Genomic DNA, 25,253 nt, shown 5'->3' with positions numbered 1-25,253 from the left:
AGCAGGCCAATGCCTGATCAGGAAGAAGCAAAACGGTCTGGAAAGTCCGGCAATAATGGGTGATAGCCCCGTATGCGTAGTGTTCTGATGAGGATTCGAGTAGGGCGGGGCACGTGAAACCCTGTCTGAACATGGGGGGACCACCCTCCAAGCCTAAATACTCCTTAGTGACCGATAGCGAACAAGTACCGTGAGGGAAAGGTGAAAAGCACCCCGATGAGGGGAGTGAAAGAGACCTGAAACCGGACGCCTACAAGCAGTCGGAGCCTCTTATGGGGTGACGGCGTACCTTTTGTATAATGGGTCAGCGAGTTTCTGTTTGCAGCGAGCTTAAGCCGTTAGGTGTAGGCGTAGCGAAAGCGAGTCTGAATAGGGCGAATGAGTTGCTGGCAGAAGACCCGAAACCGAGTGATCTAGCCATGGCCAGGCTGAAGGTGCGGTAACACGCACTGGAGGGCCGAACCCACGCCTGTTGAAAAAGTCGGGGATGAGCTGTGGCTAGGGGTGAAAGGCCAATCAAACTCGGAGATAGCTGGTTCTCCGCGAAATCTATTGAGGTAGATCGTCGGGTGTTTACCCTGGGGGGTAGAGCACTGGATGGGCTAGGGGGGCCCAAAGCCTTACCAAACCTAACCAAACTCCGAATACCCAGGAGTATAGCCCGGCAGACAGACAGTGGGTGCTAAGGTCCATTGTCGAGAGGGAAACAGCCCAGACCACCAGCTAAGGCCCCTAAATCGTGGCTAAGTGGGAAAGGATGTGGGGATTCCAAAACAACCAGGAGGTTGGCTTAGAAGCAGCCATCCTTTAAAGAAAGCGTAATAGCTCACTGGTCTATTAGAAACCCTGCGCCGAAAATGTAACGGGGCTCAAGCCACGTGCCGAAGCTGTGGGTGCATTCTTTGAATGCGCGGTAGCGGAGCGTTCCGTAAGTCTGCGAAGGAGACGGGGTGACCCTCTCTGGAGATATCGGAAGTGCGAATGCTGACATGAGTAGCGACAAACAGTGCGAGAAACACTGTCGCCGAAAGTCCAAGGGTTCCTGCGCAAGGTTAATCCACGCAGGGTGAGCCGGCCCCTAAGGCGAGGGCGAGAGCCGTAGTCGATGGGAACCAGTTTAATATTACTGGGCCTGCCAGAAGTGACGAATGAGAGATGTTGTCTGTCCTTAACGGATTGAACAGGCTTTTCAATCATTCCAGGAAATAGCTCTGGCGTATAGACCGTACCCGAAACCGACACAGGTGGACTGGTAGAGAATACCAAGGCGCTTGAGAGAACGATGCTGAAGGAACTAGGCAAATTGCTCGTGTAACTTCGGGATAAACGAGACCCAACCGTGGGCAACCATGATTGGGTGGCACAGACCAGGGGGTAGCGACTGTTTAGTAAAAACACAGGGCTCTGCGAAATCGTGAGATGACGTATAGGGCCTGACGCCTGCCCGGTGCCGGAAGGTTAAGAGGAGGTGTGCAAGCACTGAATTGAAGCCCCGGTAAACGGCGGCCGTAACTATAACGGTCCTAAGGTAGCGAAATTCCTTGTCGGGTAAGTTCCGACCTGCACGAATGGCGTAACGACTTCCCCACTGTCTCCAGCATCGACTCAGCGAAATTGAATTCCCCGTGAAGATGCGGGGTACCCGCGGTCAGACGGAAAGACCCTATGAACCTTTACTGCAGCTTTGCAGTGGCATCAGAGACATTCTGTGTAGGATAGGTCGGAGGCTTTGAAGCCGGGGCGCCAGCACCGGTGGAGCCATCCTTGAAATACGACCCTGAATTTTTCTGATGTCTAACCGAGACCAGTAAGCCTGGTCCGGGACCCTGCATGGTGGGCAGTTTGACTGGGGCGGTCGCCTCCCAAAGTGTAACGGAGGCGCGCGATGGTGGGCTCAGGCCGGTCGGAAACCGGCTGTCGAGTGCAATGGCATAAGCCCGCCTGACTGTGAGAGTGACAGCTCGATCAGAGACGAAAGTCGGCCATAGTGATCCGGTGGTCCCACGTGGACGGGCCATCGCTCAACGGATAAAAGGTACTCTAGGGATAACAGGCTGATCTCCCCCAAGAGTCCACATCGACGGGGAGGTTTGGCACCTCGATGTCGGCTCATCACATCCTGGGGCTGGAGCAGGTCCCAAGGGTTCGGCTGTTCGCCGATTAAAGTGGTACGTGAGCTGGGTTTAGAACGTCGTGAGACAGTTCGGTCCCTATCTGCCGTGGGTGTAAGAGACTTGAGAGGATTTGTCCCTAGTACGAGAGGACCGGGATGAACATACCTCTGGTGCACCGGTTGTCACGCCAGTGGCACAGCCGGGTAGCTAAGTATGGACGGGATAACCGCTGAAAGCATCTAAGCGGGAAACCCACCTCAAAACTAGGTCTCATAGAGCCGTGAGAGACCATCACGTTGATAGGCCGGGTGTGAAAGTGCAGTAATGCATGCAGCTAACCGGTCCTAATCGCTCATACTTCTCACATCAAACACATGCACAGAAATCAGCCACACTCTCTTCATAAAAACGCACCAACCTCCACCCTCTCTCAAAAGACAGGGTGGGCTGGAAGACCTGGTGGCCATTGCGAGGGCCCTACACCCGATCCCATCCCGAACTCGGCCGTGAAATCCCTCAGCGCCTATGATACTGCACCTTAAGGTGCGGAAAAGTCGGTCGCCGCCAGGTCCCCCAGCCCACTCACACCACAAAAAATACCCCAACATCAAAAACACCACCGCGGGGTGGAGCAGCCCGGTAGCTCGTCAGGCTCATAACCTGAAGGCCGCAGGTTCAAATCCTGCCCCCGCAACCATCTGAACCCTGTCTAAGAATTTACCAAGACTGCTGCGCTCCAGATGGACCATGGCGTCTTCTTGCCGATGATAGATGGTCTGGCTGTACCTTAGGCTTCAGAGCGCAAGACGGTGATGATCGACGCGACCTGTTTGAGGGCGCACCGTACAGCTTCCGGCCTGAGGATAAAAAAGGGGATGTGAGCCGCCAGATCGGCTGCACAAAAAGCGGCTCAAACACCAAGCTTTATTGCGATTACCGATGCGGACGGCCCTCCTTTTATCTACCTCATGACTGCAGGTCAGATCAGTGAGTATTAGATATTTTTTTTGTGATCAGACTTCTCCGATCGCGATAATATTCATAGTATCCGTTGAAGCATCCCAGCCACTGACACCTCCATTGACATAGAACTTGGCCATGCTGAAGCCGTTACGGTCTGCCGGCTTGCTCTTGTCTACACCGCCCAGAATAATGTTCTGCCCATCGAAGTAGGTCGGCACGATCACAGCAACGTCATCGCTGGAAAAAGACGTTGGAAATGTTACTGGCGAGCCATTGCCGACAGCAGCACTGAAATGCTGAACACAGAGCGGACGCCCTGTGGAGCCGGTTGCCTCCATAAGTGTTTTTCCGTCAGGGGTGTTGACGGCACCGCCGGCAGAAAAATCCCATTCCTTCCATCCCTGAGGACTGAGAGCCGCAATATAAAAAGACGTCAGCTGACCTGAACTGTCGGTGCGGATAGCGAGTTGTCCGCGGTTGCCGGACTGGCCAATAACAATCCCTCCGTTCGGACCGTAGCCTCCAAATCCTTCATTATAGACAGAGCAGCCAGTAAGATTGACTTCGGTATTAGTCAAAGTGATCGGACCGTTTTCAACCGACAGTGCCCCATTGATCGTACCGCCCGAAAGCGGCAGGCAGCCAGAAGGATCGCCAGAAGCTCCCTGTGCACCAGGCGGAAGGGTTGCAGTAACCGGGAAGCTGGTGCCGTTGTTATCGGTCAGGACAAGCGTAATTGTCTGGGGTTGGCCCGGAGTATAATCAGTCATAAAATAATCCTTAGTAATGTGAAATTTGGGCAGCAGCGGTTACGGCACTGCTAGCTGTCAGGGTTAGATTTTGACAGGAATCAGGTGGAAAGATCAGGCTTGAAAGGGATGACAGGCCGTCGTTCACAAACGCTTCGAGCGAACAAGCATCCATCAGAACTGTAAGTTTCACTCTCGTTTCAGACAGGCCGGTCAAGGAAGCCGGAATGCGATAAGGCTTCGTCCATGAGTCCGGGAGTGGCCCTCCGGCGCCAGGTGCGCTTGAGCCTGGTCCAACAGGACCTGAACCAGAGCGATCCAAGGTAATGGTGCCGTCCTGACCATTCAGGACAAGATCGGTGTGATAATAAGCGCCGTTCACGGTGCCTGTTCGTAACTTGAGTGTTGTGGTTCCTGGCCACACTCCATTCTGCTGCGTCAGAACAATGTCGAGACGGAAGCACTTCCCCGTTGGTAGCGTGCCGTCCGGCCAGATATAGTCATTGTTGGCACTGATAGTCTGGCGACTACCCTGCGTGACACGCCTGTAGGCACTCATATCAGATGCAAGGGGAGCTGTGTATAATCGTAGCAATCCTGTGGTGTCGGGCTGCAGCCAGCACTGGCGTGGCATACCTTGGATGTTCTGGAATCCTTGGAATGGCATATAACTGCCGCAATAGGCCCAGCTACCCAACCAAGTGCCAACAAAGGTATTGCCCTGATCATCTTGTCCGGCCGTTGCTGCATAGCTGTCTGGGCCATAATCCCAAATCAGTGGGTAGCCATTGTCTGGCACAAACGTCGTGCCATCCCAGTTGCCGACCCAGAGCGCGCAATTTTCATATGAATCCCCGGACCCTGCATAATATCCCTGGATACAACCGATAATGCACCAGCGCGTTGCATTGGTAGTCAGACCGTTTGCGTCCCGAACCTTGACCTTCATCATGTTCGGGCATTCCACTAGAGGCCCAGGACCTTGGACGGAACTGCGAAATGTCCAATCCAGTCCGTTGGTTGACGTGAAAATTCCGAAGGTCTCCCCGCAGGTCGCGGCGAGAACAAGCTGGTTGTGATCATCATCCCAAAACACCCGGCAGTCGCGAAAAGAATTGCTCTGGCTCCAGAGGTCCTGGGGTACGGCTGAAAACGGGATAACAACGCCTTGGGCACTCGGATCTACACCCAGCCGTGGCGCCACATAGAGCAGGATCGACTGATTCTGTGGCGTAGGAGCGGACACGAAATACCATGCGGCTCCGTAACCTTTGCCTAGATGGTTGTGCCAGTCCACAAAGCAGCTGCCGGACCACAAAGAGTGATCAGGAGAACTAGACTTGTCGATCCGAATGTCAGTCGGCACCATCTGGTCCAAGGAAGGTCCGACATACTCCCCCCAGTGCGTTTCCGGAAAGCCATTACCGGCTTTCCAATCGGGATTGACCAAGGCCCAAGTTCGCCACAAGCCCTCATAAGGATCATAGACGAAATTCTGACCGTCATTCTGCCAAGAATTTCCTCCACGCTTCGGGGCACGGGCCATATGACGGAGCGGGTAAAAGCTGCTAGCAGACAGACCGGTCTCAAGATCGATTGCGATGGTCATGATATCTGAAAAACGTGTCATGCCTTCTCCTCAGTTCAGTCCGAGACGGGCATGAAGAATGGCTGCGTCCTGTGTCGACCGTGCCCAGTGCTGAAGTGTCTGCTGCACCAGAACAGGCAAAAACCCGCTTCTAATTTGTCCCAGAGGCGTTTCGTCTCCGCTAAAGATGGAGATATTCGCAAGGGAAGTGTTGGATGGTGGCGTAGAAATGCCATTGATGATTTCGGCCCGGGCGATGGCACCATCCAGAAAGCCAGGAACCGTTGTCGTGGCCCCATTTTCCGTGACTGTGATGTTGTTGATCGCTGTTGAAACCGACTGCAAGTCGGCTGTCAAGTGCGTAGGCGTAGTCATAAAATTTCCTCATAAAAAAAGGCCACCCGAGGGTGGCCTGTTGAAAACGGGAAAGTTCAGGGAAGAAAGCGGTAACGGACGATGCCTATAACGCTATGTGCACCAAGAGGCTTTGTCTTGGTGCACATAGCGTTATAGCCGCTTCGCCTTCTAAAAGTAGGTTGCGATACTCCCATGAAAAATATATCCAGCCTTTCTGCCCATTCGAACCCGGAGTAATCTAAACGCTGAGCACATTAGCTAGCGAATTTGTACATCTGTGCTGTTCGGAGAGGCGGCTATGGTTATTCAGGATCGAGTTTTCCATATTTGGCTGAATAAATTACTATCAATAAAGTAGTATATCGGTAAATTTATTATTTTCCTAAATAAATCATAGTATAATTTGATAAATTCCTGGTAGTAAGGAAAATTTACCTTCTAAAAATGGTGAAAAGTACTTAGCACTACCCTTGAATCGCCAATTTGAAGTCTCTGTCAAGTGGCATAGACATTCTTGTTATCAGAAATTACTAACGCTTTCCGGCTATCCGCCGACTGATGGGCTATATGTTTTTCAGTACTTTAGATCGACACACATGACCCAACGTCTGCTATTCGATAGCATCTCAAGTATTTCTTTAATATATTCCGGATATCATTAAAGCAAAATACCTGTCTATCTTTAAATATCGCTGTATCTAAAGATAGACGGAAGTTCTAAATGAGTTTTTTTAGCATAGAAGTTTTCGGGAAGACCGATATACGTCAAAAAAAAACGGACAGACGTGCATTTTAGTATCTCTTAGAGAGAGACGTATTTTATTAAATTATAATCAAGATATTTATGGAAGAAAAATCGTATACAGAAAAAATTACAATTTTTCAATATTAATATAATTGCAAATCTTTCTGCATTCGTCAAGTTTGTTTGGTGAATTGGAGAGACTTTCTTTAGCGCCGCCTTGGTTGTTAACTCGATAATGTTCTGGGGCCGCCGTCACGATCATGCTTGCGTCACAGTCCACAAGGTATCACAGGATATCTTGTGGCGGATCATGATTAGAAATCGCCAGGAGCCTTACGCGAAGACCAGTTCTGGAATGCTGACTTTGATCATTGTCGCCCAAAGAGTGTCCTCTGTCAGGATCTATGGGACAAAAGCGGTGCATTGAACAATGCGTTTGTTACGTTTTTGTGCCGATTGATTGGGCATTTTTAGCTTCATCAGGAGATCAGAGGAACGACGAATGTGACGTATATAAAAAATTTCTCCATGAGTGGTGAAGATTGCACTGAGCAGGGTTTTGTCGTGAGAGTAATTTACAACCGCTCTAGGCATGGGTAATCGACACCATCAACTTAGGTCGCAATGCGACTGCGGTCCCGATAGCGTTTTCAGTCTGCTTGCTGTGAGCGCCACGGTCTTTTCGTGAGGGAATAACCGGCAGGATCCCGTGGATCAGCAGGTCCTGACAACAGCTGTCATTGCCCCGATTGCCCAGCATGGCTTTGTTATTCGAGAGTTGGCCAGCGGTCAGGACAAAGCCGGGAGGGCGTCCCTGACTGTCGCATTGGGCGTGGATTTTGCTCGTAAAGCTGTTGTGTGGTCGACCAGAAGCCCTCGAATGAACTCCTCTTCTACGCCCGTAGCCTGTGAATAGGCACGGACTACGGTGCTGTTGATTATATGCTGCCCGTTATCGCCTATTCCTGATCTGTCAGATTACCTCGTGCCATACCTGCTCCATTACGCTGCCTCGCCATAGCAACCAGCGAAAACGTTATCTTCTGGCTCTGAGGCTTGAGCCTAAGCTGACTCTTACGTAGCTCTGGATGCACAAACTCTACGATTTATTCTATTAAGAGGTCATTCATGTGTAGAAAAAATGGACTAAAAATAGTCTATTAATTCTGCTCCTGCACCATATAATCCAGTTCGCCTCCCCCCCCCGCTGTATCACTGAGGTCGCGGGGTTTGCGTTGCAGAATATCTGTGAAATAATAGTTATATAGTTATATAGTTATATAGTTATATAGTTATATAGTTATATAGTTATATAGTTATAGGATTAATTTTAAGTAACCAAAGACATATTCCGATTTATATAAATAACAGGCGATTTTCAATAGTTATCTTCAAAATATTTATTGCGCATCGGTGCGGAGCACTGCGCATAATATTTAAAAATCAAAAAAGAATGTTTTTTCTTCAAGGTTTTGAATCTCTAGCCCGAATTGATTTTTCAGTATGGTACGGTAATATTTTTGACGTATTATATGAGTATCGGAAAGAGCTAATCGATTGGCTAGAAGAGTGTGTATACACGTTATCTCTTCGAGATGATTTCGTCGATTGAGTGTATGAGTTGCTGATTCAGCGTGTCTACGGTGAATATTAAGAGGTTTTGCTATGTATATGACTTCTGCATTTTCCTGTGTCAGAAGTTCAATATAAACTCTCCAATCTCCGGCAACACGAAGCGTCTTCAAGTCTTCCTGACAGGAATTAATGGCAGTTAACAAACGTTTTTTTTGAAAAATGGCGCTACTGACATTGAGTACAAGATTGCGCTCGAACAGACATCCTCTTACAAACCCTTCGCCCGTGAAATGACTGTTATTTTCCAGAAGGGACCCTGCACTTTCTGAGTAGTAGGGACGATAAGAGGAAGAAATTGGAGTGCCGTCTTCGTCTACAGAACGGCTGTCGGTGAATGCCATGACGATGGACGGATTATCTTTGATCCCGTACAGAATATTTTCAAGAAAATCTGGTTCACAGAAGTCATCTGCTTCGGCGATCCAGATCCAGTCGCCCTGTGCGAGTTTGAGAGCCTTGTGCCATTGCCGGAAGACTGATCCTGAAGCGATGGTATTTTCAATGCAGAGAATGTCCCTGTTCCAGTCTTTTGCAGTCTGACGCGCAACTTCAAGGCTGTTATCGTGAGATGCGTCATCAAGGACGATAATTTCAAAGACCGGGATTGTCTGTGCAAAAATAGAAGACAACCGGCTGCTCATGTAACGGGCATAGTTGTGGGAAGGAATGACGACGGAGATTTTTGGTATCTCCGGCATGGCCAGACCGAGAATATCCTGAGCATAATGTTTGAAGCTGAATGCGTCCTGAGCAAAGCGCCCGATTTTTTGGCGCGCTTTTCCAGTTCTTTTCATGGACCAGATAGCAAGCTCTTTAGCGGCTTTGGCTAATGCAGATACATCCGCGAACGGAACAGTTCTGTTGCAGAAGTTTGTATTGTTGTCGAGTTTTTTGAGAAGATCCGGAATTCCTCCTGCGTTTTCGAATGCAACGCATGGAAGCCCTGAAGCCAATGCTTCGAGCACGACTGAAGGATAGGGGTCTTCGCGTGACGGCAGAACAAAGACATCTGCGGCGGCTAACCAGGCCGGAACATTGTCTATTCTGCCCGGCATGTGGAATGTTCCGCTGGAGCAGGCGTTTTCGAGTTCGACGTGAAGATTGTCTTTCAGGGACGGATCAATATCTCCCAGCCAGACACAGTGGATTGTGCCGCCCAGCTTGCGCCAGAGTTGGAGAAAAAGGTCGAACCCCTTACGCAAATCGGCATAGCCTGCCCCGATCACGACTGGATCTGTCCCGCCAAAGCCCATCTGCTTGCGGATCACCTGTCGTGTCTGCAATGAAAGTGGAGTGGCAGAATACAGGCCCTGTGGCAGAATTTTGAGGTTTTTTGCAGCTTCGAGGTCAAGTTTTCGGGCCACACTTCTGGCTGGGACGATGACGTTCCGTGCAAGGGCGCAGGCCTGTTTCATGGGGGCATCAAGGTGGCGGCTGCGAAGGAGGGTCGGCAGTTCATGAATCAGGAACAGGAAATGGATACCCACCCGTGCAAGGTGAGGCGCCATAGCCGAAGACGCCGCGCTGTTAAGAATGGCTGACTGAAATCCCTGCTTTTGAAACGTACTGAGGCGGACTGGAGTTGTTTCAGCTTCTGCTGAGAGAACTTCAGTCGGTGCAACGTTCCGGTAGTCGTTCAGAAGGGCGCCGTCGCCCAGAAGGACGAACTGGATTTCAACTCCAAAGCAGTGTTTCAGGGTCCGACCTGTTTCCAGAAGCAACCGCTGTGCGCCGGCTGGAAATGCGTCATGGCCAATCAGCAGAAGTTTGGATCGCGACTGACTGCCACCAGAACCTGTGCAGGCGCGGGCCGTTGCGTTGAGGTAAGCGCTTCCGAAGTGCTGGTCCGGCTCCAGATAGGCTCCCTCGGCCCATTCGTTCCAGGCATTGATGCAGACCACAGGGTCTCCGAAGAAGGTGCGGGTCTGGGCCTGTTCGATCAGGCCGCCGAGCCAGCGTTCATAGAGTTCAGGTGTCGACCCGTGCAGGACAAGACCTTTCCCCTGTCGGCGCGCATCGTTGTCCCAGGACGGGGCCGCTGTCCGGATAAGTGGAAATGGCGTTCTGGGCTGAGAAAGGGCTGTGTCCACAACTTCGCTGTAATCATAGACCTGACCACTGAATTCATTATCGAACAGCTTGAGTTCGTCATTCATCAGGTTGCAGCCTGAAACCACCTTGTGGGGCGGGAACTCGATAGCTCCGTCCAGGCCGAAAAGATCGGGGTTTTCGTCTCCGAACGCCTGTCCCATGACAAGAATCGGGTTCAGACCATGTCGTTCCCGGAACATCGTGCGCCATCTGACGATGGTGGCCGGAGCATCCGGAATCGTGCCGGGACGGTAGATCATGATGAGCGGTCGGCCGTCGCAGTGGATATAGCGCGGATCTCTCAGATAGCGGGCAAAGCAGTCTATGAGCGCTTCGTCATCCGCGGGGCAGTAATCCTGCGCAATCAGCAGGTCGTCATCCGATCCGTCCCAGCGACGGCTCCAGTTCTCATTGGCCCACATCAGGCAGAATGGCAGGTCGATCTGCGGGTTGGCCAGGAGAATGTCCAGCGGCTGTTCAAGCAGCCGTTGGCGGTTGAACCAGTAGAAATAGAAAATGAACCCTTCGATGCCAGCCGCATGGGCCATGGCGGCCTGCCGTTCGAGGATTTCTGGCGAGTTCAGGGTATAGTGGCCCAGATCTCGTGGAATGCGGGGCTGATAGTGATCCGCAAAACGCGGAACACCACGGGGCAGGTTGGCCCATTCCGTGAACCCATCGCCCCACCAGGCGTCGTTTTCCGGAATGGCGTGAAACTGCGGAAGATAATAGGCCAGAACCCGCGCGCGGCGGATGGCGCTTGCGGGAAGGGGGCGGGCCTTTTCAAAAAGAGGGCCTGGTCTGGTTCTGCGCCTGATTTCTCCAAAAACCGATACTTCAGTTTCCGGGCTGCAGGGGTGCACATCCGGTCGATCGCGATGCTCCAGATAATGCAGCAGCGGATTACTTTCCGGAGCATGCCGCAGGTGTTTTCGTCTGTAATAGAGGGGGTCAAACCCGTCGAAAGGACGGCGTGCTTCACGAAACCCCTGGACCATGTAGTGTTCAAGCGCATCGAGCCCTGCTTTCGCGACGTCCGGATAGGAGCGCAGATAAAATTCGGGGTCGAATTCCGGGATCGGCCGAAGCGATGTGTTGTGGCGGTTCAGCAGATAATGGGCGAGGGCGAGCATCCCTTCCGGAATACGGTAGGTCCGGGCGTACCATACCGGGTCGAACCATGCGATCGGGCGGCGTCCTTCCCGCTCACCCCGCAGGATGTAATGCAGCAATGGATCGCCAATGACGTCGCGGTTCTGGCTGAGATACCAGTGGGGATCGAAAAATGGATTGGGTTTGCGGCCTTCGCGCCAGCCATGCTGGTGATAATGGCGCAGAACCTCGGTTCCAAGCGTCTCAAGATCAGGATTGGTCTGCAGATAGTAGAATGCGTCAAAAAGCCCGGAATGTCCGAGGATCTGTAAAGGCGACGCATCGACCGGGAAGGACGATGATCGTGAAACTTCGGCAGGAGAATGTGAAAACGCATTCATCATGTATAACTTTTTTACTTTTTTTTAACTTTATTCAACCCGTTAATTGATCGTCAATCCAAAAGAAATTTGATCGCATGGCCTGGGGGTGTCATACCGTGGCGCCCAGCAAGGCAATGCGGCCTTCGGTCGTGACATCAGAGGCAGGTTAACGATGGACATCAGCGCGTTACCGATTATCGCGGATGGTCCGGTTCATGAGCATCGGACCGTGCGCCTTGAAGGCGGTCTCGATCTGGAATGCGGTGTGCATCTGGCGCCTCTGGAGGTCGCCTATTGTACGTATGGAACGCTTTCGCCGGCGCGCGACAACGCCATTCTGGTCTGTCATGCGTTAACAGGTGACCAGTACCTTGCGGAACAGCATCCCCTGACCGGCAAACCCGGCTGGTGGAACCGCATGGTGGGGCCAGGTCTTCCGATTGATACGGATCGGTATTTCGTTGTGTGCTCCAATGTTCTTGGGGGCTGCATGGGTACGACGGGGCCGCGATCGATCTGCGCAGAGACGGGGAAGGCATGGGACAGTGCATTCCCGCCGATCACCATGCACGACATCGTGGCCGCTCAGGCCAGGCTGATCGACCATTTGGGTATTGACCGTCTGTTTGCCGTTATTGGCGGGTCAATGGGCGGAATGCAGGCTCTGACCTGGGCTGCGGATTTTCCGGACCGGGTGTTTGCCGCCATGCCGATTGCGACTTCACCTTTTCACTCCGCCCAGAATATCGCGTTCAATGAAGTCAGCCGACAGGCCATTTTTGCCGATCCGGACTGGCATGACGGGCAGTACAGGGATTTCGACGCCATACCTGCCCGCGGGCTGGGGGTCGCGCGGATGATGGCGCATATCACCTATCTGTCGGAGGAGGCGCTCAGCCGGAAGTTCGGGCGGCGGATCCGGCATGATGCAGCCACAGCCGTACCCGCGTCCAGCAGTCCGTCCCTGTTTGGCGAGATGTTCGAGGTTGAGAGCTATCTGCGTCATCAGGGCTCGTCGTTTGTGCGACGCTTCGATGCTAATTCCTATCTGACCATCACGCGCGCGATGGACTATTTTGATCTGGCTGCCGAACATGACGGGGATCTGGCCAACCCCTTCCGGAAATCGCAGACGCGTTTCTGTGTCGTCTCCTTCAGTTCGGACTGGCTGTTCCCGACATCCCAGTCGCGTCTTCTGGTACGGGCGTTGAACCGGGCGGGCGCGAACGTTTCTTTCGTCGAAATCGAGAGTGATCGCGGGCACGATGCCTTTCTGCTTGAAGAGCCGGATTTTGACCGGACGATCCGGGGCTTCATCAATGGCGCTGCCGAACATGCGGCCCTTCTGGCGGGAGAAGGCTGATGCGTGTTGACCAGCGTCTGATTGCCGAAATGATCGCGCCTCGGGCCCGCGTTCTCGATGTGGGAAGCGGAGACGGCACTCTGATCGACTATCTGTACCGGACGCGCTCGTGCGATGCCCGGGGGATCGAGATCGACATGCAGAACGTGACCCAATCTGTTGCGCACGGCCTGCCTGTCATGCACGGCGATGCGGATCACGATCTGGCGGATTATCCGGATGGCACGTTCGATTATGTGGTGCTGCAAAGAACCCTTCAGGCCGTCGAACGTCCGCGGGAAGTCCTGCGACAGATGCTCAGAATTGGCCGCTATGCCATTGTATCTTTCCCAAATTTCGGACATTGGCGACTGCGGCTTCAGCTCTTGACGACAGGGCGGATGCCAATGACGCCTGTCTGGAGCACGCCCTGGTATTCGACGCCGAACATTCACCCCTGCACAATCCGGGATTTCCTCGTGCTTTGTGAAGAGGAGGGATATGTCGTTCAGCAGTGGCTGGCGATTGACGAAGACGGGGCCCGTGCGCCCTGGCGTCGTTCGATCAGGCTTGCCAACCTGTTCGGAGAGCAGGCCATGTTCCTGCTCCGGCGTGCGGAGCCCTGACACGGGACCGTCGTTTGCAACCTTTCGCTGAGGGAAGGGTTTGAAGTCCCGGGCCTGATCAGGGTCTTTCACCATGAGAGCGGAGTTCAGGATCCATGAGCGAAATTCTTCAGGCCATCGCATCGCGTCGTGCGACCAAGCATTTTGATCCGGAATACCGGATTGCGGATGCCGATCTGACAGCGATTCTGGAGGCGGCCCGCCGTGCGCCGACAGCATTCAACATCCAGAACTATCGTTTTCTGGTTGTGCGGGACGCGGAACAGCGTCGCAGAATTCGCGCCGCCGCGTGGGATCAGCCGCAGGTCGAGGACTGTTCCGCGCTGATCGTCATGTGCGCTGATATCAAGGCATGGGAGAAAGATCCCGCACGCTACTGGAAGGACGCACCGGAGTCCGTGCGCGATGGATATGTCGGGATGATCCGCTCTTATTATGAAGGGCGGGAACAGGTGCAGCGCGACGAAGGGTTCCGGTCCTGTGGTCTGGCCGCCTATGCACTCATGATGGCGGCATCAGCCTATGGTCTTCAGACATGCCCGATGGACGGGTTTGACTTTGATCGGGTCGGGGAGATCATCAACCTGCCGTCTGATCATGAAATTGTGATGTTTGTAGCGCTCGGACGTGAAGCATCTGCGCCAAGGCCCCGCGGCGGCGTCTTGCCTCTTGATGCAGTGGTTCAATACGACAGCTTCGCCTGATGGCAAAACTCAAGAAATAGCAATGGTTTTTCACAGAATGGCGTTGCTGTATCCTTGCAATGGGACAAGTGCTGTCCTACATCCCAGATGCACTTCAGGGGCATTTTCTGAAATGTGATGATGACTTCGTGATCCTGCTGGCTTTGCGAGCAAATCAGGCATGGAGTGATTTGCAATAAAAGCCTGCGGTCACTCGACCGGCGGGACGTATAGCGGTGTGGTTGACTGAGCATGACCTTGCCGTCTCATAGGGAGAGGTCAATGACCAGTTTCGCCGAACTCAAGCTTGCCGAGCCAATTCAGAAGGCTCTCGCAGAAGAGGGTTACACCACGCCCACACCGATTCAGGCCGGGGCTATTCCCTACCTGCTGGAAGGTCGTGACCTTCTGGGGCTCGCGCAGACCGGCACTGGTAAAACCGCCGCATTCGCGCTCCCGATTCTGAACCATATCTTCTCCAACCGTCGGCCTGCACCGCCCAAGGGCGTCCGGGCTCTGGTTCTCGCGCCGACGCGTGAACTGGCGTCCCAGATTGGTGAAAGCTTTGCCGCTTATGCGCGGCACATGAAATTTTCCTACGCTGTCGTGTTCGGTGGCGTGGGGCAGGGACGGCAGATCGAGGCGACCCGCCGCGGTGTGGATGTTCTCGTCGCGGCACCTGGACGTCTGCTCGATCTGATCGGGCAGAAGTATATTGATCTCTCCAGTCTTGAAATCCTCGTGCTGGATGAAGCCGACCGGATGCTGGACATGGGCTTTGTGCGCGATATTCAGCGCATCATGGCCCTGCTGCCCAAGCAGCGCCAGACCCTGCTGTTTTCGGCAACCATGCCCCCCTCCATCAGCGATCTGGCGCATTCGCTTCTGAAGGATCCGGCAACCGTTCAGGTCACACCTGAATCAAGCACGGTCGATCGCATCAATCAGGCTGTGATGTTCGTTGACTCGAACAGCAAGAAAGATGCGGCTCTCATGCTGCTCGAAAGCCCGAGCGTCGCCCGGGCCGTGGTCTTTACGCTGATGAAGCACGAAGCCAACAAGGTCGCCGAATTCCTGAACAAGAATGGAATCCGTGCGGAAGCCATCCACGGCAACAAGTCCCAGGGTGCCCGCGAGCGTGCCATGGCAGGGTTCCGGAGTGGTGCGATCAAGGCGCTGGTTGCCACGGATATTGCTGCGCGCGGCATTGACGTGGACGAGGTAAGCCACGTCTTCAACTACGATCTGCCCAACGTTCCGGAATCTTACGTCCATCGTATTGGCCGTACAGCGCGTGCAGGCCGTGAAGGTTGCGCGGTTTCGCTGTGTGACGCCGAACAGCGCGCTTGGCTCAGGGATATTGAGAAGAAGATCGGCAAGCCCATTCCTGTCGTGACCGATCATCCCTTCCATTCTGAAGAGGCCCGCCTGTCCACGCAGCGGCCGCCTGTTCTGGGTGGTGGTCGTGGCGGCGGCGGAGGTGGCGGACGCCGCCGTTCCGGTCCGCCCTCAGGTGGTGGGGGGCGTCCGGGCGGTGGTCGTGGCAGTGCTCCCGGTCGTGGTGGCCCGCGTTCCGGCCCGCGCTGATCCGTTTTTAAAAATGTTTTCTGAGAAGCCCGCTTCTGCATAAATGCAGAAGCGGGCTTTTTTTTTTCAGAACTCGGGGAAGGAGGCTTACCGAATGTTTCGAAGAGCCACCCCCGGAGAGAGGAATCAGCCTTTTTTGTTCTGAAGGTGCAGAGCGAAGCCTTTGACGCCCGGTTCTTCGAGATCCGGCAGAAGTTGCATGGTGGGAATCTGATAATCGCCTTCGTTCTGCTGCCGGTAGGCGATAGGAGGCGTATCGTTTAGCGTTCTGATCCGTTCGCGAAGGTCATCTGCCATGACAGCGAATTTTGCTTCGTCGGTGCGATCAACACGATAGGCCACGAACGGCGGTAGCACTGTAAAGCCCGGATAGAACAGAATGCCGTGGTGGATCGGGAATAGTAAATCGTCGATCGGACCGTTGATCCCACGTGCAGAGTAATGCTCCAGCCAGCCGCCTGTGGTGACGATGAGCATGGCGCGCTTTCTGGCCATGACGCCTTCGCCATAACGGTCTCCCCAGCGACTGTCGCTGTGTTCGCCGACCCCGTATGCGAAGCCGCAGGCATACACGCGATCAACCCATCCCTTGAGAATTGCAGGCATTGCGAACCACCAGAGCGGGAACTGGAGGATCACGGTATCAGCCCAGAGCAGTTTTTCCTGCTCCGCTTTGACGTCGTCCGTGAGGGTATGGGCTGCAAATTCTCTGGATGATTCTGCCGCGACTTTCAGGCGGTCAGTTGGCTTGAGTCCAGGAAAATCGTCACGATCGACAGTGGCTTTCCAGTTCATGGCATAGAGGTCGGAAACCTGAACCTGATGTCCCTGAGCATGCAGTTCACTGAGGGCCACATCAAGCAGGGCACCATTCAGCGATTGCCGCTCAGGATGGGCGAAGACAATCAGAACATTCATGAGTCTTTTCTCGCTCGATAGGGGAATTGAAACTCCCTCAGAATAGGCGACCGGATATTGTTCCTCTATAGCTCTGGTATGAATAGGACTCTGCCATTTTATGGAACAATATGACGTCACACTCGACCGGATGAGGACCTTCGTACGCATTGCCGAACGGGGAAACCTGACAGCCGTTGCGCGGGAGTTCGGACATGGTCAGTCCACCATCACGCGGCATCTCCATGAACTGGAACAGGCGCTTGGTGTGTCGCTCTTCACCCGTACGACACGGCGTGTGGCACTGACCGATGAGGGCATGCGGTATTATGAGCACTGCCTGAAAATTCTATGCCTCGTGGAGCAGGCGAGCCAGGAAATGCGGGACACGCAACAGGCGACGGCCGGCACAATCCGGATATCCTGCACGGCCGCCTTGGGGGTTCTTCATATCAGCCAGTTGATCTTTGCTTTTCAGGACAGCCATCCCGGCATCCGTATTGAATTCAGCCTGACGGATGAGCGGATTGATTTGGTGCAGGAAGGTGTTGATATTGCTCTCCGCCTGGGTCCTTTGACGGATAGCGCGCTGAAGCTGCGCGCTCTGGGTGAAAGCCATCGTGTTCTGGTTGCTTCACCAGTCTGGCTGGCGGCTCATGGCAGACCTCAAGTACCAGCGGATCTGATTGATCTGGAGGGAATTCGCCTTTCACGGGTGCAAGGCTCCGACAGGCTGGTTCTTCTGGGGCCTGACGGCAGGCGCACAACCCTGCCGTTTCGCGGGCGCCTGACGGTGGATCACGGGCTTGCGGCGCGCGAAGCTTTTCTGGCTGGCCGAGGGTTTGGTCCTGCGCATCTCTGGCTTGTGGAAGATTGCCTCGCTGACGGCCGCCTTGAACGCGTCCTGCCGGACTATGAACTGACGTCCTCGCCACTCAGTATGTTGATTTCGCCGGAAAGGGCAGGCCTGACGCGTGTCAGGCTCTGCGTGGATTTTCTCGCCGAGAAGATCGCGGGAATTCCAGGGATCGTTCGATAATCTGTCTGCGAAGCTCCAGAGTAATAACGGCCATCGTATCGTCAGATCCCTGCGATAAAACCGGAGGGTGTGCCGTCGGCAGGATCCACGAACACCACGTCGTCTGGAGCCCGTCGCGGCGTATCAATGGCCAGAAAAACGACTGGATGGCTCAGAATGCGGGGTACGGCATGCACGGCCCGACGGGGGAACACCAGAAGATGGCCGGGGGCAAACGGGGCCTCCTCCTTGGGATTACCAATCCAGAACGTGCCTGTCCCGGACAGGACATGGAGCACTTCATCGCACTGGGTATGATAATGCGGCGGCACGTCCCGATAGATCCGGAAGACCCGGATACTGGCTTCCGGCTTGTCGGTCAGATAGGTGTCCAGCAGCATCGTGTCCGCTGTTTCGGGAAACGCCGTCGTAATTTTATTGAGATCGAAGCGACCTCCCATCCGGTTCAGGGTCATCAGATGTTCTTCGTCATTCATGAGGTCTGCTCCTCTCAAGCGCTTTGGTTGTTTTCGTCATGGTCGTCTCCGTTCAGGGAGAGAAACCCTCGAGAACGATTTTGCCTTTGGCCTGACCACTCTCGATCAGAGCGTGAGCCTCTCGCAGATTGGCGGCAGTGATGAGACCGAGATTTTTGCCGAGCGTCGTGCGAAGACGACCTTCCTCTACGAGCCGCGACACGTCGTTCAGGAGTTTCCCCTGTGCGCTGATGTCTGCCGTTTCGAACAGTGAACGCGTAAACATCAGTTCCCAGTGCAGGGACAGGCTTTTGCGCTTGAGCGGTACGGCATTGAGTTCAGCCGGATCATCAATCAGGCCGAAATGTCCCTGAGGGGCCAGAAGTTCGACGATCTCTGCCAGGTGTCGATCTGTCTGCGTCGTCGAAAAGACAAAACCGGGAGCGCCCGTAGGAAGGGCGGCAACCTGTTCTGCCAGAGGCTTGCCGTGATCGATCACGTAATCTGCCCCGAGAGATCTGACCCAGTCCTGCGTTTCGGGGCGCGAAGCCGTGGCAATGACCGTGATATCAGTCAGCACCTTGGCCAGCTGGATCGCCATGGAACTGACCCCGCCTGCGCCCCCGATGATCAGAATGGAGGACGTCGTTCCCGGGACAGGCCGACGAATGTCCAGACGATCGAAAAGCATTTCCCAGGCCGTGATTGCGGTCAGCGGTAAGGCCGCGGCTTCGGCCCAGTTCAGAGAGTGGGGTTTGCGACCGACAATCCGTTCATCAACCAGATGAAACTCCGCGTTGGTCCCCGGGCGATTGATTGCGCCCGCATAGAAGACCTCGTCGCCGACAGAAAAATCCGTGACCTCCGGTCCGGTGCCGACGACAATACCCGCCGCATCCCAGCCCAGAACACGCCACTGACCTGCCTCTGGTGTCGCACTGCGACGGACCTTTGTATCAACCGGATTGACCGACACAGCCCTGATCTCCACCAGAAGATCCCGCCCCGTGGGAACAGGCTTCGGCAGATCGATGTCCTGAAGGGACGCCGGATTTTCGATGGGAAACGGCGTCTGATAACCGATGGCCCGCATGATGTCTGCTCCTCTGTTGAATGAGGAGAAGAGTGAGCACTATGCTGTTTTCAGACAAGAACGCACTTTTAACGCCCATAGTGTCGGAAATGATACCGTTATGACCCGCATCCGCCATCAGTCGCTTGATTGCAGCCCCGGCTGCGCTGTTGAAGCAACGCTTCAGCTCATCGACGGCAAATGGAAAGGTGTGATCCTCTATCACCTGCTTCAGGGGACATTACGCTTCAACGCCATCCGCAAGCGCCTGCCCAATATCACCCAGAGAATGCTGACAACCCAGCTGCGCGAACTGGAGCGCGACGGGTTCGTGTTACGGACGGTTTACCCGGAAGTTCCGCCAAAGGTGGAATACAGCCTCACTCCACGCGGACGGACCCTCGAGCCCGTCATCATGGCTCTCAAGGCCTGGGGCGATGAGAATATGAAGTTCAGACAGGATATTGAAACATGCGCAGGTGAAAGTGGAATGCTTTCAACTGCCGTTCAGTCTTCTCCAGCGACCAAATCGCATTCATGAACATATAGCACGATGCGTATCATGTCTGGGCGCCGTACGACGACGCATTTCTGAAGTCGGAACAAAATTCGCTAAATCAAGCAAATGTCTAAGAAATCTTGAGATTTTTGATTTTTTTCTGGCGGAGAGGGTGTCCGCCGATGTAGGGCGTCATGAAAGGGCGGATCAGCGCAATAACCCTTGTTTTTCATGGTTTTACGGAAATTCATGCCATCCTGAAGAAGCAGATAGACGCACTGAAACCCATCCCGTAAGGTGGGACGGAAGATGGGACTGAAAAGCCATGAGCAAGCTTCCGCCGAATCAGATGAATGTTCGTAAGGTCGCCTCCCTCAAAGACGGGGTTCACGGCGATGGCGGAAATCTATGGATTACCGTCCGGGGCGACACCCGAGCCTGGACCTTTCGCTATAAAAGCCCAAAGACCGGCAAAAGACGGGAGATGGGACTCGGTCCCGCCCGGGATATTTCTCTGGCCGATGCCCGGCTCCGGGCGACCGAGAACCGGCGCCTGCTTCTGGAAGGGCTCGACCCTCTCGAAGAGAAAGCCCGGCAGAAGGGAGAAACCGTTCAGGAGCGCACCTTCGCGCAGGTTGCCGAGCAGTACATCACCGAGCAGGCGCCGGGCTGGAAAGATCCGCGCTCAGCCCCCATGTGGCGCAGCTCTCTGGAGCGTCATGTTTATCCCGTCCTCGGCCCGAGACCGATTGGCAGCGTGCAGACAGAGGATGTGCTCGCTGTCCTGCGACCCATCTGGGAGAGCACGACCGAAACCGCAACACGGCTGCGTGGACGGATGGAGCGTATTCTGGACTATGCACAGAGCCATCACTGGCGGGAGGGTGAGAACCCGGCCCGCTGGCGGGGGCACCTGGCCAACATCCTTCCCAAACCCACGGCCGTCACGAAGGTGGTGCACCATGCCGCCTTGCCCTATCGCGATCTCCCGCCGGTCTACAGTCGGCTCAGCGCCGAGCATGGGGTAGGAGCTCTTGCTGCACGGTTCGTCTGCCTGACCGCCACCCGGTCTGGCGAGGTCCGCAAGGCCCTGTGGTCGGAAATCGATCTGAAGAAAAAGATCTGGACCATCCCGGCCGAGCGGATGAAGGCCGGGCGGGAGCATCGTGTGCCCCTGACGAACGGAGCGATGGCTTTGCTGTATAAAGTCCAGACCCTGAGATCCAGTATCGGTGAGGACAGTTTCGTGTTTCCTGGTGGCCGGGTCGGATCACCGCTGAGCGATGTCGCGGTCTCCAAAGCCCTCCATCAGGCCGCAGGCACGAAGGATGTGACGATCCATGGTTTGCGCTCCAGCTTCCGGGACTGGGCGGCCGAGGAAACCGACTTTCCACGCGAGGTCGCCGAAATGGCTTTGGCCCACACCATCGGTGACAAGGTCGAGGCGGCCTATCGCCGGGGGGATCTCTTCAACAGGCGTGCCGAGATGATGCATGCCTGGGAACGCTTCTGTGCCGGGCAATCCAGTGAGGCGGTCGCAAAGCCTTCGCGTCCCAATCCTGACAGCGCCCCGCTCTTGACCTGGAAAGACTCTGACATCGGGGATCCAGACGCCTGACCGGGTCTCAAACTTCAGAAAACCTTTCCGGGTCTGGAAGGATTCCATCGCCTTCAGAACCCCATCTCCGCGTCTATGGCAAAATGCGTGAATTCTGCTGATCGCACTGAAGACCCCTCAAAGGCCCGATGACGCGTCACGCATGCGTCATCCATGCGTCATCTTGCCATCGCGCGGACCCGGGATGCGTCATTCAAGCGTCACACGCCGAGAGTGGATCAGAGTGATACCCGATCAGCAACTGCAGACCATGGCACTGCGCCATGAAAATCGGGCTGTCAGATCGCTTAAGATGGCACGATACCGGGTTTTTGGCGCAAAGCTCCGAAAACCCTTTTAAAACAGTCCCTTAAAACCGTTTCATTTTCGTGCCCTTAGGGGGGGGCGTCCGCATCACGCTGTGACGCGTCATCCGGACCTGCACGCGCCCCCCGGAGGGCGGCGGTGCAGAACTCAACCTCTCTTCCTCTCTCTCACGACGGAAAATGATCAAAAGGGTTCTGTCGTTTTTTTGGCTTCGCAAGGGAGGACCGGGCTGGTCCTCACCCCAGAGGGCTCACGCGGGGCGTGAGCTGGAATGGTCGCCGTGCGACCAGAACGGTCTGTTCTCTCTGGAGCTTCCTTCTTTCTGGAGCCTTTCGCAATGACCAGATCATTCACCGAACTCGACACGCTTTTTGACACCCACGCCGTCCTGGCAGGCGTCGTTCTTCCCACCCTGCGCGATGTGATCGCACAGCCCGGAGCCTTCACCAGCGACACGCGGCTTGAGGGCACGCTGATCGTTCTGGCGCAGACAGTCCGCTCACTGAACAGAGCGCTGACGGAGAACGCAGGAGACCGGACATGACGTCCTTCCTGTGCACGGACCTGGCTGTCCGCCTGATGGGTCTTGTCTCCTCCCGCGATCGCCCGAACGCTCCGCTCCGGCCGACCGGGACTGCCGTCTGTCTGTACGATCTTGTTCTGTCCCGGGCCGAACCCGTGCCCGTGGCTGAACGGTTGGGCCTGTGGTTTCCCTGTCAGGAGGCCGATCAGGACCCGGCACACAGACAGGCTCTGCGGGACCAGATCCTGCAGCAGCCCATGCCGTCACCAGTTGGTGCAGCAGAGCACACTGAAGATGGCGCTTTTCTTTCTCCTGGCCTGCATCCAGATCTCGTTCTGCTCATGGGGGTGCAGGAGACGGCCTGGCTTGGTCCCTGGTCGTCAGAGAGGCCGCAGGTCATGACCCTTGCCGATCTGATGCACCAGCTTGCGCCAGAGCTGGTGGAAACCGGGAACACGACCGAAGCCCTTCTGGCCCGGTTTGCAGCGGAAGACCGGTCAGGCGTTCATCCAGCTTCGGACCTTGTCCGCATTCATGCCGCAGCCCGGCTAATCGAAGCAATCTGGACTGGCCAAGGCCCCGAGGCCAGCTTCCTGTAACGCCTGACACCGACAGGCCGAACAGCGTCGGCCTCTCATATCCTCCCTACAAAAATCTGGATGCTCTATGCTTCTTACAAAAACCCCGGTCGCTGCTGCGACCGTGCCCCGTCAGGTGCGCTCATTTTTCGAGCCAACACCGGACGACCTCCGCCTATATCGCGAACTGAGCCTGCGTCTGCGCACTCAGCCGCCCAGCTCCTTGTTTCGTTATATCCCAACACCGGCCGGGCAACACCTGACCCGGCTTGGCGACTGCGGAACCTGGGCCTGGGCGGCAGTCATCAAAGCGGCCATGGCGTGCTGGAACGATCTGCCGACAGGAGGGAAAATTGCTGAAGATGGGACGCAGCTCAACTCCACGCCGGAGCGGATCCTCTGGGAAGCCCTGCGTCCGGTTACCCCCTCCGACATTACACTGGACGTCGAGCCCCCCATCCAGATCGCGGCACCGGTACGCTTCTTCTCGGATCTGGGGATCCGGTTTCAGGATCGGGTTCGGTACGTTGAGGTTGTAGGCGCCTGCGGTGCGGACCGTGTGACGCGCAATGAATGGGAAGCGCATCTGCTGGCCCAGTTTGACCGACGGCTGGAGGTGTACCGGCAGCAGCGCCTTACGCCCGAGATCTGGTATCTCAACGACCTCCTTGAGCCAGCGCAGTTACAGAAGCGTTTCCTCGCCCTGGTAGCGCAGCTTCGCGCGGGAGGCGGGTCATGACCCCTGGTCCGATCCGGCTGCCGCGCTGGCCCATCACGCGCCTGAAGCTCCTCGATATCACGCCGGATCAGAAAGGAGCGCCCTATGCGGGCGCTCCCGTCACGCTGTTGCAGAGGGACGGCTTTGTCGAAGGGCGCAGCCTTCTCTGGCTCGGCACCCCCCGGCGTTCCTCGGGTCATCTGGAGGAAAGCCTCGATGAGCATGGGCAGCCTGCCCTGACCATCAGCGATCCCCTGTTCCGGGCCCTGATGCCGGTGGATGCCCCGCGACCCTTTGTTCTGGCGGGATTTCACATGTCCTTCCTGCGCCGCATACTGGGTGGACCGCAGGATCGGCCACCGTATGATCTCTGCCTGTACCGGCTCGCACGACAGCGGGCGTCCTGGTTGCGGCCGTGCGGCTTGCAGGAATCCGTCCTCGAACTCCGGACAGACCTGATGACAGAACTGACGCAGGACAGCCCTTTTCTGCGTTTGAACTGCGCAACTGCTCTGCTTGAAACACTTCTTGAGTGGGAGCCGCTGAACCGGCTGCTGGTGCTGTCAGGCAATGTCGTCTCTCCACCGCCTGGCGAGGAGGAACCCTTCGGTCAGGCCGCAGAGTGGAGTTGTCTGCCTCAAGGTCCTGCCATGCTGGAAGACTGAGTGACCAGCGGAGGCGTCGACGGTGACTTAGGAAGGTTTGAAAATGCCCTCAGACCCGGACGATGCATCCAGCTCTTCAGCGGCCTGGGTTAACCCCCTCTGCTCGCAACAGCAGAGGGGGCTTTCCCTCCTGTAACCTCAGAACAGCCCACTGCCAGTTTTGACAGCGGAGGCATTCATGGTGTGATGCCAGACGACGTCGCCGTTGAAGATCACGGTCAGCGTCTTTTCTGTGCCATGGGTGCCCTGATGCAGGTCGCCATAGAGCGGAATGAAGTTCGCCGCGTCAGACGAGGCGTTGGTAAACGCATAGCGCCACTGCTCATGGCCGCTATCGGTGAACGTGCTCTCGCGCGGATCTCCGAACAGCGCCCGGGCCTGCTCCTTGGTGGTCACGCCATCATGGATCTTCTGATCGATGGAGGCGCTGGTCTCGTTTTTGAGGGCTTCGTTGCCTTCCGAGGCACAGCCTGTCAGGGCGATTAGTCCGCTGAGAGACAATGTGACGGCAAGGGTTCTAAGAAGACGTGCAGACATGCGGGATCCTTTGCTGTTTTTGCAAAAACAGTTGCTGACGGGACAATTGAAAAAAAGCGGGCGACCTGCCGAAGAACGAACGGACCGTCTCAGTCCAGCCCGCGAAGCCTGCGGCGGTCTTCAGCGGCTTTCAGTTTTCGAAGCAATGGTTCTCGCGGAGCCGTCCAACAGCTCATGCCCAGAACGAACGCAAAGAGCGGATGCCAGGGCAGAGCAAGAGCGATGTCGCACAAAAGACAGATGCCCGCTCCGAACCACGAGACGTATCTCAGCAGAAGCCGTGTCTCGTCTTCCTCGGCACCATACTCTTCGAGATAGGCAGCCAGACGGGCCGCGCGTTTTGCTTCGGTCGCCTCGCTGTACAAACCGTCTGTTGAAGACGTCATGAGCG

At 55.4% G+C, this 25,253-nt stretch carries 21 protein-coding genes, 1 tRNA gene, 2 rRNA genes and 1 pseudogene (1 of these 25 cut by a window edge); 16 read left to right on the top strand and 9 right to left on the bottom strand.

Going from position 1 to position 25,253, the window contains the following annotated elements; genetic code table 11:
- The 4 genes and pseudogenes from A0U94_RS08265 to A0U94_RS16120 form a co-directional block, all read left to right on the top strand.
- Positions 1 to 2,482 (top strand): 23S ribosomal RNA (locus A0U94_RS08265) (it extends 254 nt beyond the left edge of the window).
- 87 nt (positions 2,483 to 2,569) lie between these two features.
- Positions 2,570 to 2,684, top strand: a 5S ribosomal RNA gene (rrf, locus tag A0U94_RS08260).
- 50 nt (positions 2,685 to 2,734) lie between these two features.
- Positions 2,735 to 2,811 (top strand) — tRNA-Met (locus A0U94_RS08255).
- Between the two features lie 94 nt (positions 2,812 to 2,905).
- Positions 2,906 to 3,109 (top strand): annotated as a pseudogene (locus tag A0U94_RS16120) (IS5/IS1182 family transposase); the annotation flags it as partial.
- An 18-nt stretch (positions 3,110 to 3,127) separates the two neighbouring features.
- Here the strand turns inward: A0U94_RS16120 and A0U94_RS08250 are convergent.
- The 4 genes from A0U94_RS08250 to A0U94_RS08235 form a co-directional block, all read right to left on the bottom strand.
- On the bottom strand, positions 3,128 to 3,847 hold the full coding sequence (locus A0U94_RS08250) for a hypothetical protein (RefSeq protein WP_077803069.1): 720 nt from the start codon (positions 3,845 to 3,847) through the stop codon (positions 3,128 to 3,130).
- A 10-nt stretch (positions 3,848 to 3,857) separates the two neighbouring features.
- On the bottom strand, positions 3,858 to 5,456 hold the full coding sequence (locus A0U94_RS08245; protein WP_077803068.1) for a GH32 C-terminal domain-containing protein: 1,599 nt from the start codon (positions 5,454 to 5,456) through the stop codon (positions 3,858 to 3,860).
- Between the two features lie 9 nt (positions 5,457 to 5,465).
- Positions 5,466 to 5,789, bottom strand: a complete 324-nt coding sequence (locus A0U94_RS08240) for a hypothetical protein (RefSeq protein ID WP_149026727.1) — start codon at positions 5,787 to 5,789, stop codon at positions 5,466 to 5,468.
- Between the two features lie 2,163 nt (positions 5,790 to 7,952).
- A complete protein-coding gene (locus tag A0U94_RS08235; RefSeq protein ID WP_244177977.1) occupies positions 7,953 to 11,375 on the bottom strand; it encodes a glycoside hydrolase family 99-like domain-containing protein in 3,423 nt (1,140 codons plus the stop codon).
- 90 nt (positions 11,376 to 11,465) lie between these two features.
- On the opposite strand from A0U94_RS08235, the gene A0U94_RS16115 reads away from it, so the two are divergent.
- The 5 genes from A0U94_RS16115 to A0U94_RS08215 all read left to right on the top strand — a co-directional run bounded on the left by A0U94_RS16115 (position 11,466) and on the right by A0U94_RS08215 (position 15,955).
- On the top strand, positions 11,466 to 11,666 hold the full coding sequence (locus A0U94_RS16115; protein WP_244177976.1) for a hypothetical protein: 201 nt from the start codon (positions 11,466 to 11,468) through the stop codon (positions 11,664 to 11,666).
- Between the two features lie 223 nt (positions 11,667 to 11,889).
- Positions 11,890 to 13,080 carry a homoserine O-acetyltransferase MetX gene (metX, locus tag A0U94_RS08230; protein WP_062027199.1) on the top strand — a complete coding sequence of 397 codons (1,191 nt, stop codon included), beginning with the start codon at positions 11,890 to 11,892 and terminating at the stop codon, positions 13,078 to 13,080.
- A complete protein-coding gene (gene metW, locus A0U94_RS08225; RefSeq protein WP_062109755.1) occupies positions 13,080 to 13,685 on the top strand; it encodes a methionine biosynthesis protein MetW in 606 nt (201 codons plus the stop codon). Before metX ends, metW begins: the two co-directional genes overlap by 1 nt.
- Positions 13,686 to 13,780: 95 nt before the next feature.
- On the top strand, positions 13,781 to 14,389 hold the full coding sequence (locus A0U94_RS08220) for a nitroreductase family protein (protein WP_077803065.1): 609 nt from the start codon (positions 13,781 to 13,783) through the stop codon (positions 14,387 to 14,389).
- A gap of 261 nt (positions 14,390 to 14,650) precedes the next feature.
- Positions 14,651 to 15,955, top strand: coding sequence for a DEAD/DEAH box helicase (locus A0U94_RS08215; RefSeq protein WP_077803064.1), 1,305 nt, complete (start codon positions 14,651 to 14,653; stop codon positions 15,953 to 15,955).
- A 126-nt stretch (positions 15,956 to 16,081) separates the two neighbouring features.
- Here A0U94_RS08215 and A0U94_RS08210 read toward each other — a convergent pair whose 3' ends face one another.
- Positions 16,082 to 16,873 (bottom strand): NAD(P)H-dependent oxidoreductase, encoded by a 792-nt coding sequence (locus A0U94_RS08210; RefSeq protein WP_077803063.1) that lies wholly within the window; start codon positions 16,871 to 16,873, stop codon positions 16,082 to 16,084.
- Between the two features lie 100 nt (positions 16,874 to 16,973).
- Here A0U94_RS08210 and A0U94_RS08205 point away from each other — a divergent pair, with 100 nt between their 5' ends.
- Positions 16,974 to 17,891: a LysR family transcriptional regulator gene (locus A0U94_RS08205; RefSeq protein WP_077803062.1), complete on the top strand. Its 918-nt coding sequence runs from the start codon at positions 16,974 to 16,976 to the stop codon at positions 17,889 to 17,891.
- A gap of 41 nt (positions 17,892 to 17,932) precedes the next feature.
- Here A0U94_RS08205 and A0U94_RS08200 read toward each other — a convergent pair whose 3' ends face one another.
- Together A0U94_RS08200 and A0U94_RS08195 are read right to left on the bottom strand one after the other, a co-directional pair.
- Positions 17,933 to 18,367: a cupin domain-containing protein gene (locus tag A0U94_RS08200; RefSeq protein WP_077803061.1), complete on the bottom strand. Its 435-nt coding sequence runs from the start codon at positions 18,365 to 18,367 to the stop codon at positions 17,933 to 17,935.
- Positions 18,368 to 18,419: 52 nt separating this feature from the next.
- Positions 18,420 to 19,439 carry a zinc-binding alcohol dehydrogenase family protein gene (locus tag A0U94_RS08195; RefSeq protein ID WP_077803060.1) on the bottom strand — a complete coding sequence of 340 codons (1,020 nt, stop codon included), beginning with the start codon at positions 19,437 to 19,439 and terminating at the stop codon, positions 18,420 to 18,422.
- 100 nt (positions 19,440 to 19,539) lie between these two features.
- On the opposite strand from A0U94_RS08195, the gene A0U94_RS08190 reads away from it, so the two are divergent.
- The 6 genes from A0U94_RS08190 to A0U94_RS08165 all read left to right on the top strand — a co-directional run bounded on the left by A0U94_RS08190 (position 19,540) and on the right by A0U94_RS08165 (position 24,325).
- Positions 19,540 to 19,959 (top strand): winged helix-turn-helix transcriptional regulator, encoded by a 420-nt coding sequence (locus A0U94_RS08190; protein WP_167369400.1) that lies wholly within the window; start codon positions 19,540 to 19,542, stop codon positions 19,957 to 19,959.
- Between the two features lie 283 nt (positions 19,960 to 20,242).
- A complete protein-coding gene (locus A0U94_RS08185; protein WP_077803058.1) occupies positions 20,243 to 21,535 on the top strand; it encodes a tyrosine-type recombinase/integrase in 1,293 nt (430 codons plus the stop codon).
- A gap of 643 nt (positions 21,536 to 22,178) precedes the next feature.
- Entirely contained in the window at positions 22,179 to 22,385 is a 207-nt protein-coding gene (locus tag A0U94_RS08180) for a hypothetical protein (protein ID WP_048843891.1), read from the top strand.
- Positions 22,382 to 22,963: a hypothetical protein gene (locus tag A0U94_RS08175; protein ID WP_077803057.1), complete on the top strand. Its 582-nt coding sequence runs from the start codon at positions 22,382 to 22,384 to the stop codon at positions 22,961 to 22,963. Before A0U94_RS08180 ends, A0U94_RS08175 begins: the two co-directional genes overlap by 4 nt.
- 67 nt (positions 22,964 to 23,030) lie before the next feature.
- Positions 23,031 to 23,681 (top strand): hypothetical protein, encoded by a 651-nt coding sequence (locus A0U94_RS08170; RefSeq protein ID WP_063904808.1) that lies wholly within the window; start codon positions 23,031 to 23,033, stop codon positions 23,679 to 23,681.
- Positions 23,678 to 24,325, top strand: a complete 648-nt coding sequence (locus A0U94_RS08165; RefSeq protein WP_077803056.1) for a hypothetical protein — start codon at positions 23,678 to 23,680, stop codon at positions 24,323 to 24,325. The genes A0U94_RS08170 and A0U94_RS08165 overlap by 4 nt, the downstream gene beginning before the upstream one ends.
- Positions 24,326 to 24,463: 138 nt before the next feature.
- Here A0U94_RS08165 and A0U94_RS08160 read toward each other — a convergent pair whose 3' ends face one another.
- Positions 24,464 to 24,862 carry a hypothetical protein gene (locus tag A0U94_RS08160; protein ID WP_077803055.1) on the bottom strand — a complete coding sequence of 133 codons (399 nt, stop codon included), beginning with the start codon at positions 24,860 to 24,862 and terminating at the stop codon, positions 24,464 to 24,466.
- Positions 24,863 to 24,951: 89 nt separating this feature from the next.
- Entirely contained in the window at positions 24,952 to 25,248 is a 297-nt protein-coding gene (locus A0U94_RS08155; protein ID WP_077803054.1) for a hypothetical protein, read from the bottom strand.
- Positions 25,249 to 25,253 lie beyond the last annotated feature (5 nt).

It is taken from the genome of Gluconobacter albidus, assembly GCF_002005485.1.
In the GTDB taxonomy this organism is placed as follows: Bacteria; Pseudomonadota; Alphaproteobacteria; order Acetobacterales; family Acetobacteraceae; genus Gluconobacter; species Gluconobacter albidus.
The sequence above is the reverse complement of the archived record's forward strand: the minus strand, read 5'-3'. Positions and strand labels throughout refer to the sequence as shown.

What these genes read in the sequence shown, in the direction of transcription:
- A0U94_RS08215 (WP_077803064.1), top strand. Translation starts at nt 14,651, where the DNA reads ATGACCAGTTTCGCCGAACTCAAGCTTGCCGAGCCAATTCAGAAGGCT.
- A0U94_RS08195 (WP_077803060.1), bottom strand. Translation starts at nt 19,439, where the DNA reads ATGCGGGCCATCGGTTATCAGACGCCGTTTCCCATCGAAAATCCGGCG.
- A0U94_RS08250 (WP_077803069.1), bottom strand. Translation starts at nt 3,847, where the DNA reads ATGACTGATTATACTCCGGGCCAACCCCAGACAATTACGCTTGTCCTG.
- A0U94_RS08180 (WP_048843891.1), top strand. Translation starts at nt 22,179, where the DNA reads ATGACCAGATCATTCACCGAACTCGACACGCTTTTTGACACCCACGCC.
- A0U94_RS08170 (WP_063904808.1), top strand. Translation starts at nt 23,031, where the DNA reads ATGCTTCTTACAAAAACCCCGGTCGCTGCTGCGACCGTGCCCCGTCAG.
- A0U94_RS08235 (WP_244177977.1), bottom strand. Translation starts at nt 11,375, where the DNA reads ATGCTCGCCCTCGCCCATTATCTGCTGAACCGCCACAACACATCGCTT.
- metW (WP_062109755.1), top strand. Translation starts at nt 13,080, where the DNA reads ATGCGTGTTGACCAGCGTCTGATTGCCGAAATGATCGCGCCTCGGGCC.
- A0U94_RS08175 (WP_077803057.1), top strand. Translation starts at nt 22,382, where the DNA reads ATGACGTCCTTCCTGTGCACGGACCTGGCTGTCCGCCTGATGGGTCTT.
- A0U94_RS08200 (WP_077803061.1), bottom strand. Translation starts at nt 18,367, where the DNA reads ATGAATGACGAAGAACATCTGATGACCCTGAACCGGATGGGAGGTCGC.
- A0U94_RS16115 (WP_244177976.1), top strand. Translation starts at nt 11,466, where the DNA reads ATGCAGCAATGGATCGCCAATGACGTCGCGGTTCTGGCTGAGATACCA.
- metX (WP_062027199.1), top strand. Translation starts at nt 11,890, where the DNA reads ATGGACATCAGCGCGTTACCGATTATCGCGGATGGTCCGGTTCATGAG.
- A0U94_RS08220 (WP_077803065.1), top strand. Translation starts at nt 13,781, where the DNA reads ATGAGCGAAATTCTTCAGGCCATCGCATCGCGTCGTGCGACCAAGCAT.
- A0U94_RS08155 (WP_077803054.1), bottom strand. Translation starts at nt 25,248, where the DNA reads ATGACGTCTTCAACAGACGGTTTGTACAGCGAGGCGACCGAAGCAAAA.
- A0U94_RS08245 (WP_077803068.1), bottom strand. Translation starts at nt 5,456, where the DNA reads ATGACACGTTTTTCAGATATCATGACCATCGCAATCGATCTTGAGACC.
- A0U94_RS08190 (WP_167369400.1), top strand. Translation starts at nt 19,540, where the DNA reads ATGACCCGCATCCGCCATCAGTCGCTTGATTGCAGCCCCGGCTGCGCT.
- A0U94_RS08205 (WP_077803062.1), top strand. Translation starts at nt 16,974, where the DNA reads ATGGAACAATATGACGTCACACTCGACCGGATGAGGACCTTCGTACGC.
- A0U94_RS08185 (WP_077803058.1), top strand. Translation starts at nt 20,243, where the DNA reads ATGAGCAAGCTTCCGCCGAATCAGATGAATGTTCGTAAGGTCGCCTCC.
- A0U94_RS08165 (WP_077803056.1), top strand. Translation starts at nt 23,678, where the DNA reads ATGACCCCTGGTCCGATCCGGCTGCCGCGCTGGCCCATCACGCGCCTG.
- A0U94_RS08160 (WP_077803055.1), bottom strand. Translation starts at nt 24,862, where the DNA reads ATGTCTGCACGTCTTCTTAGAACCCTTGCCGTCACATTGTCTCTCAGC.
- A0U94_RS08240 (WP_149026727.1), bottom strand. Translation starts at nt 5,789, where the DNA reads ATGACTACGCCTACGCACTTGACAGCCGACTTGCAGTCGGTTTCAACA.
- A0U94_RS08210 (WP_077803063.1), bottom strand. Translation starts at nt 16,873, where the DNA reads ATGAATGTTCTGATTGTCTTCGCCCATCCTGAGCGGCAATCGCTGAAT.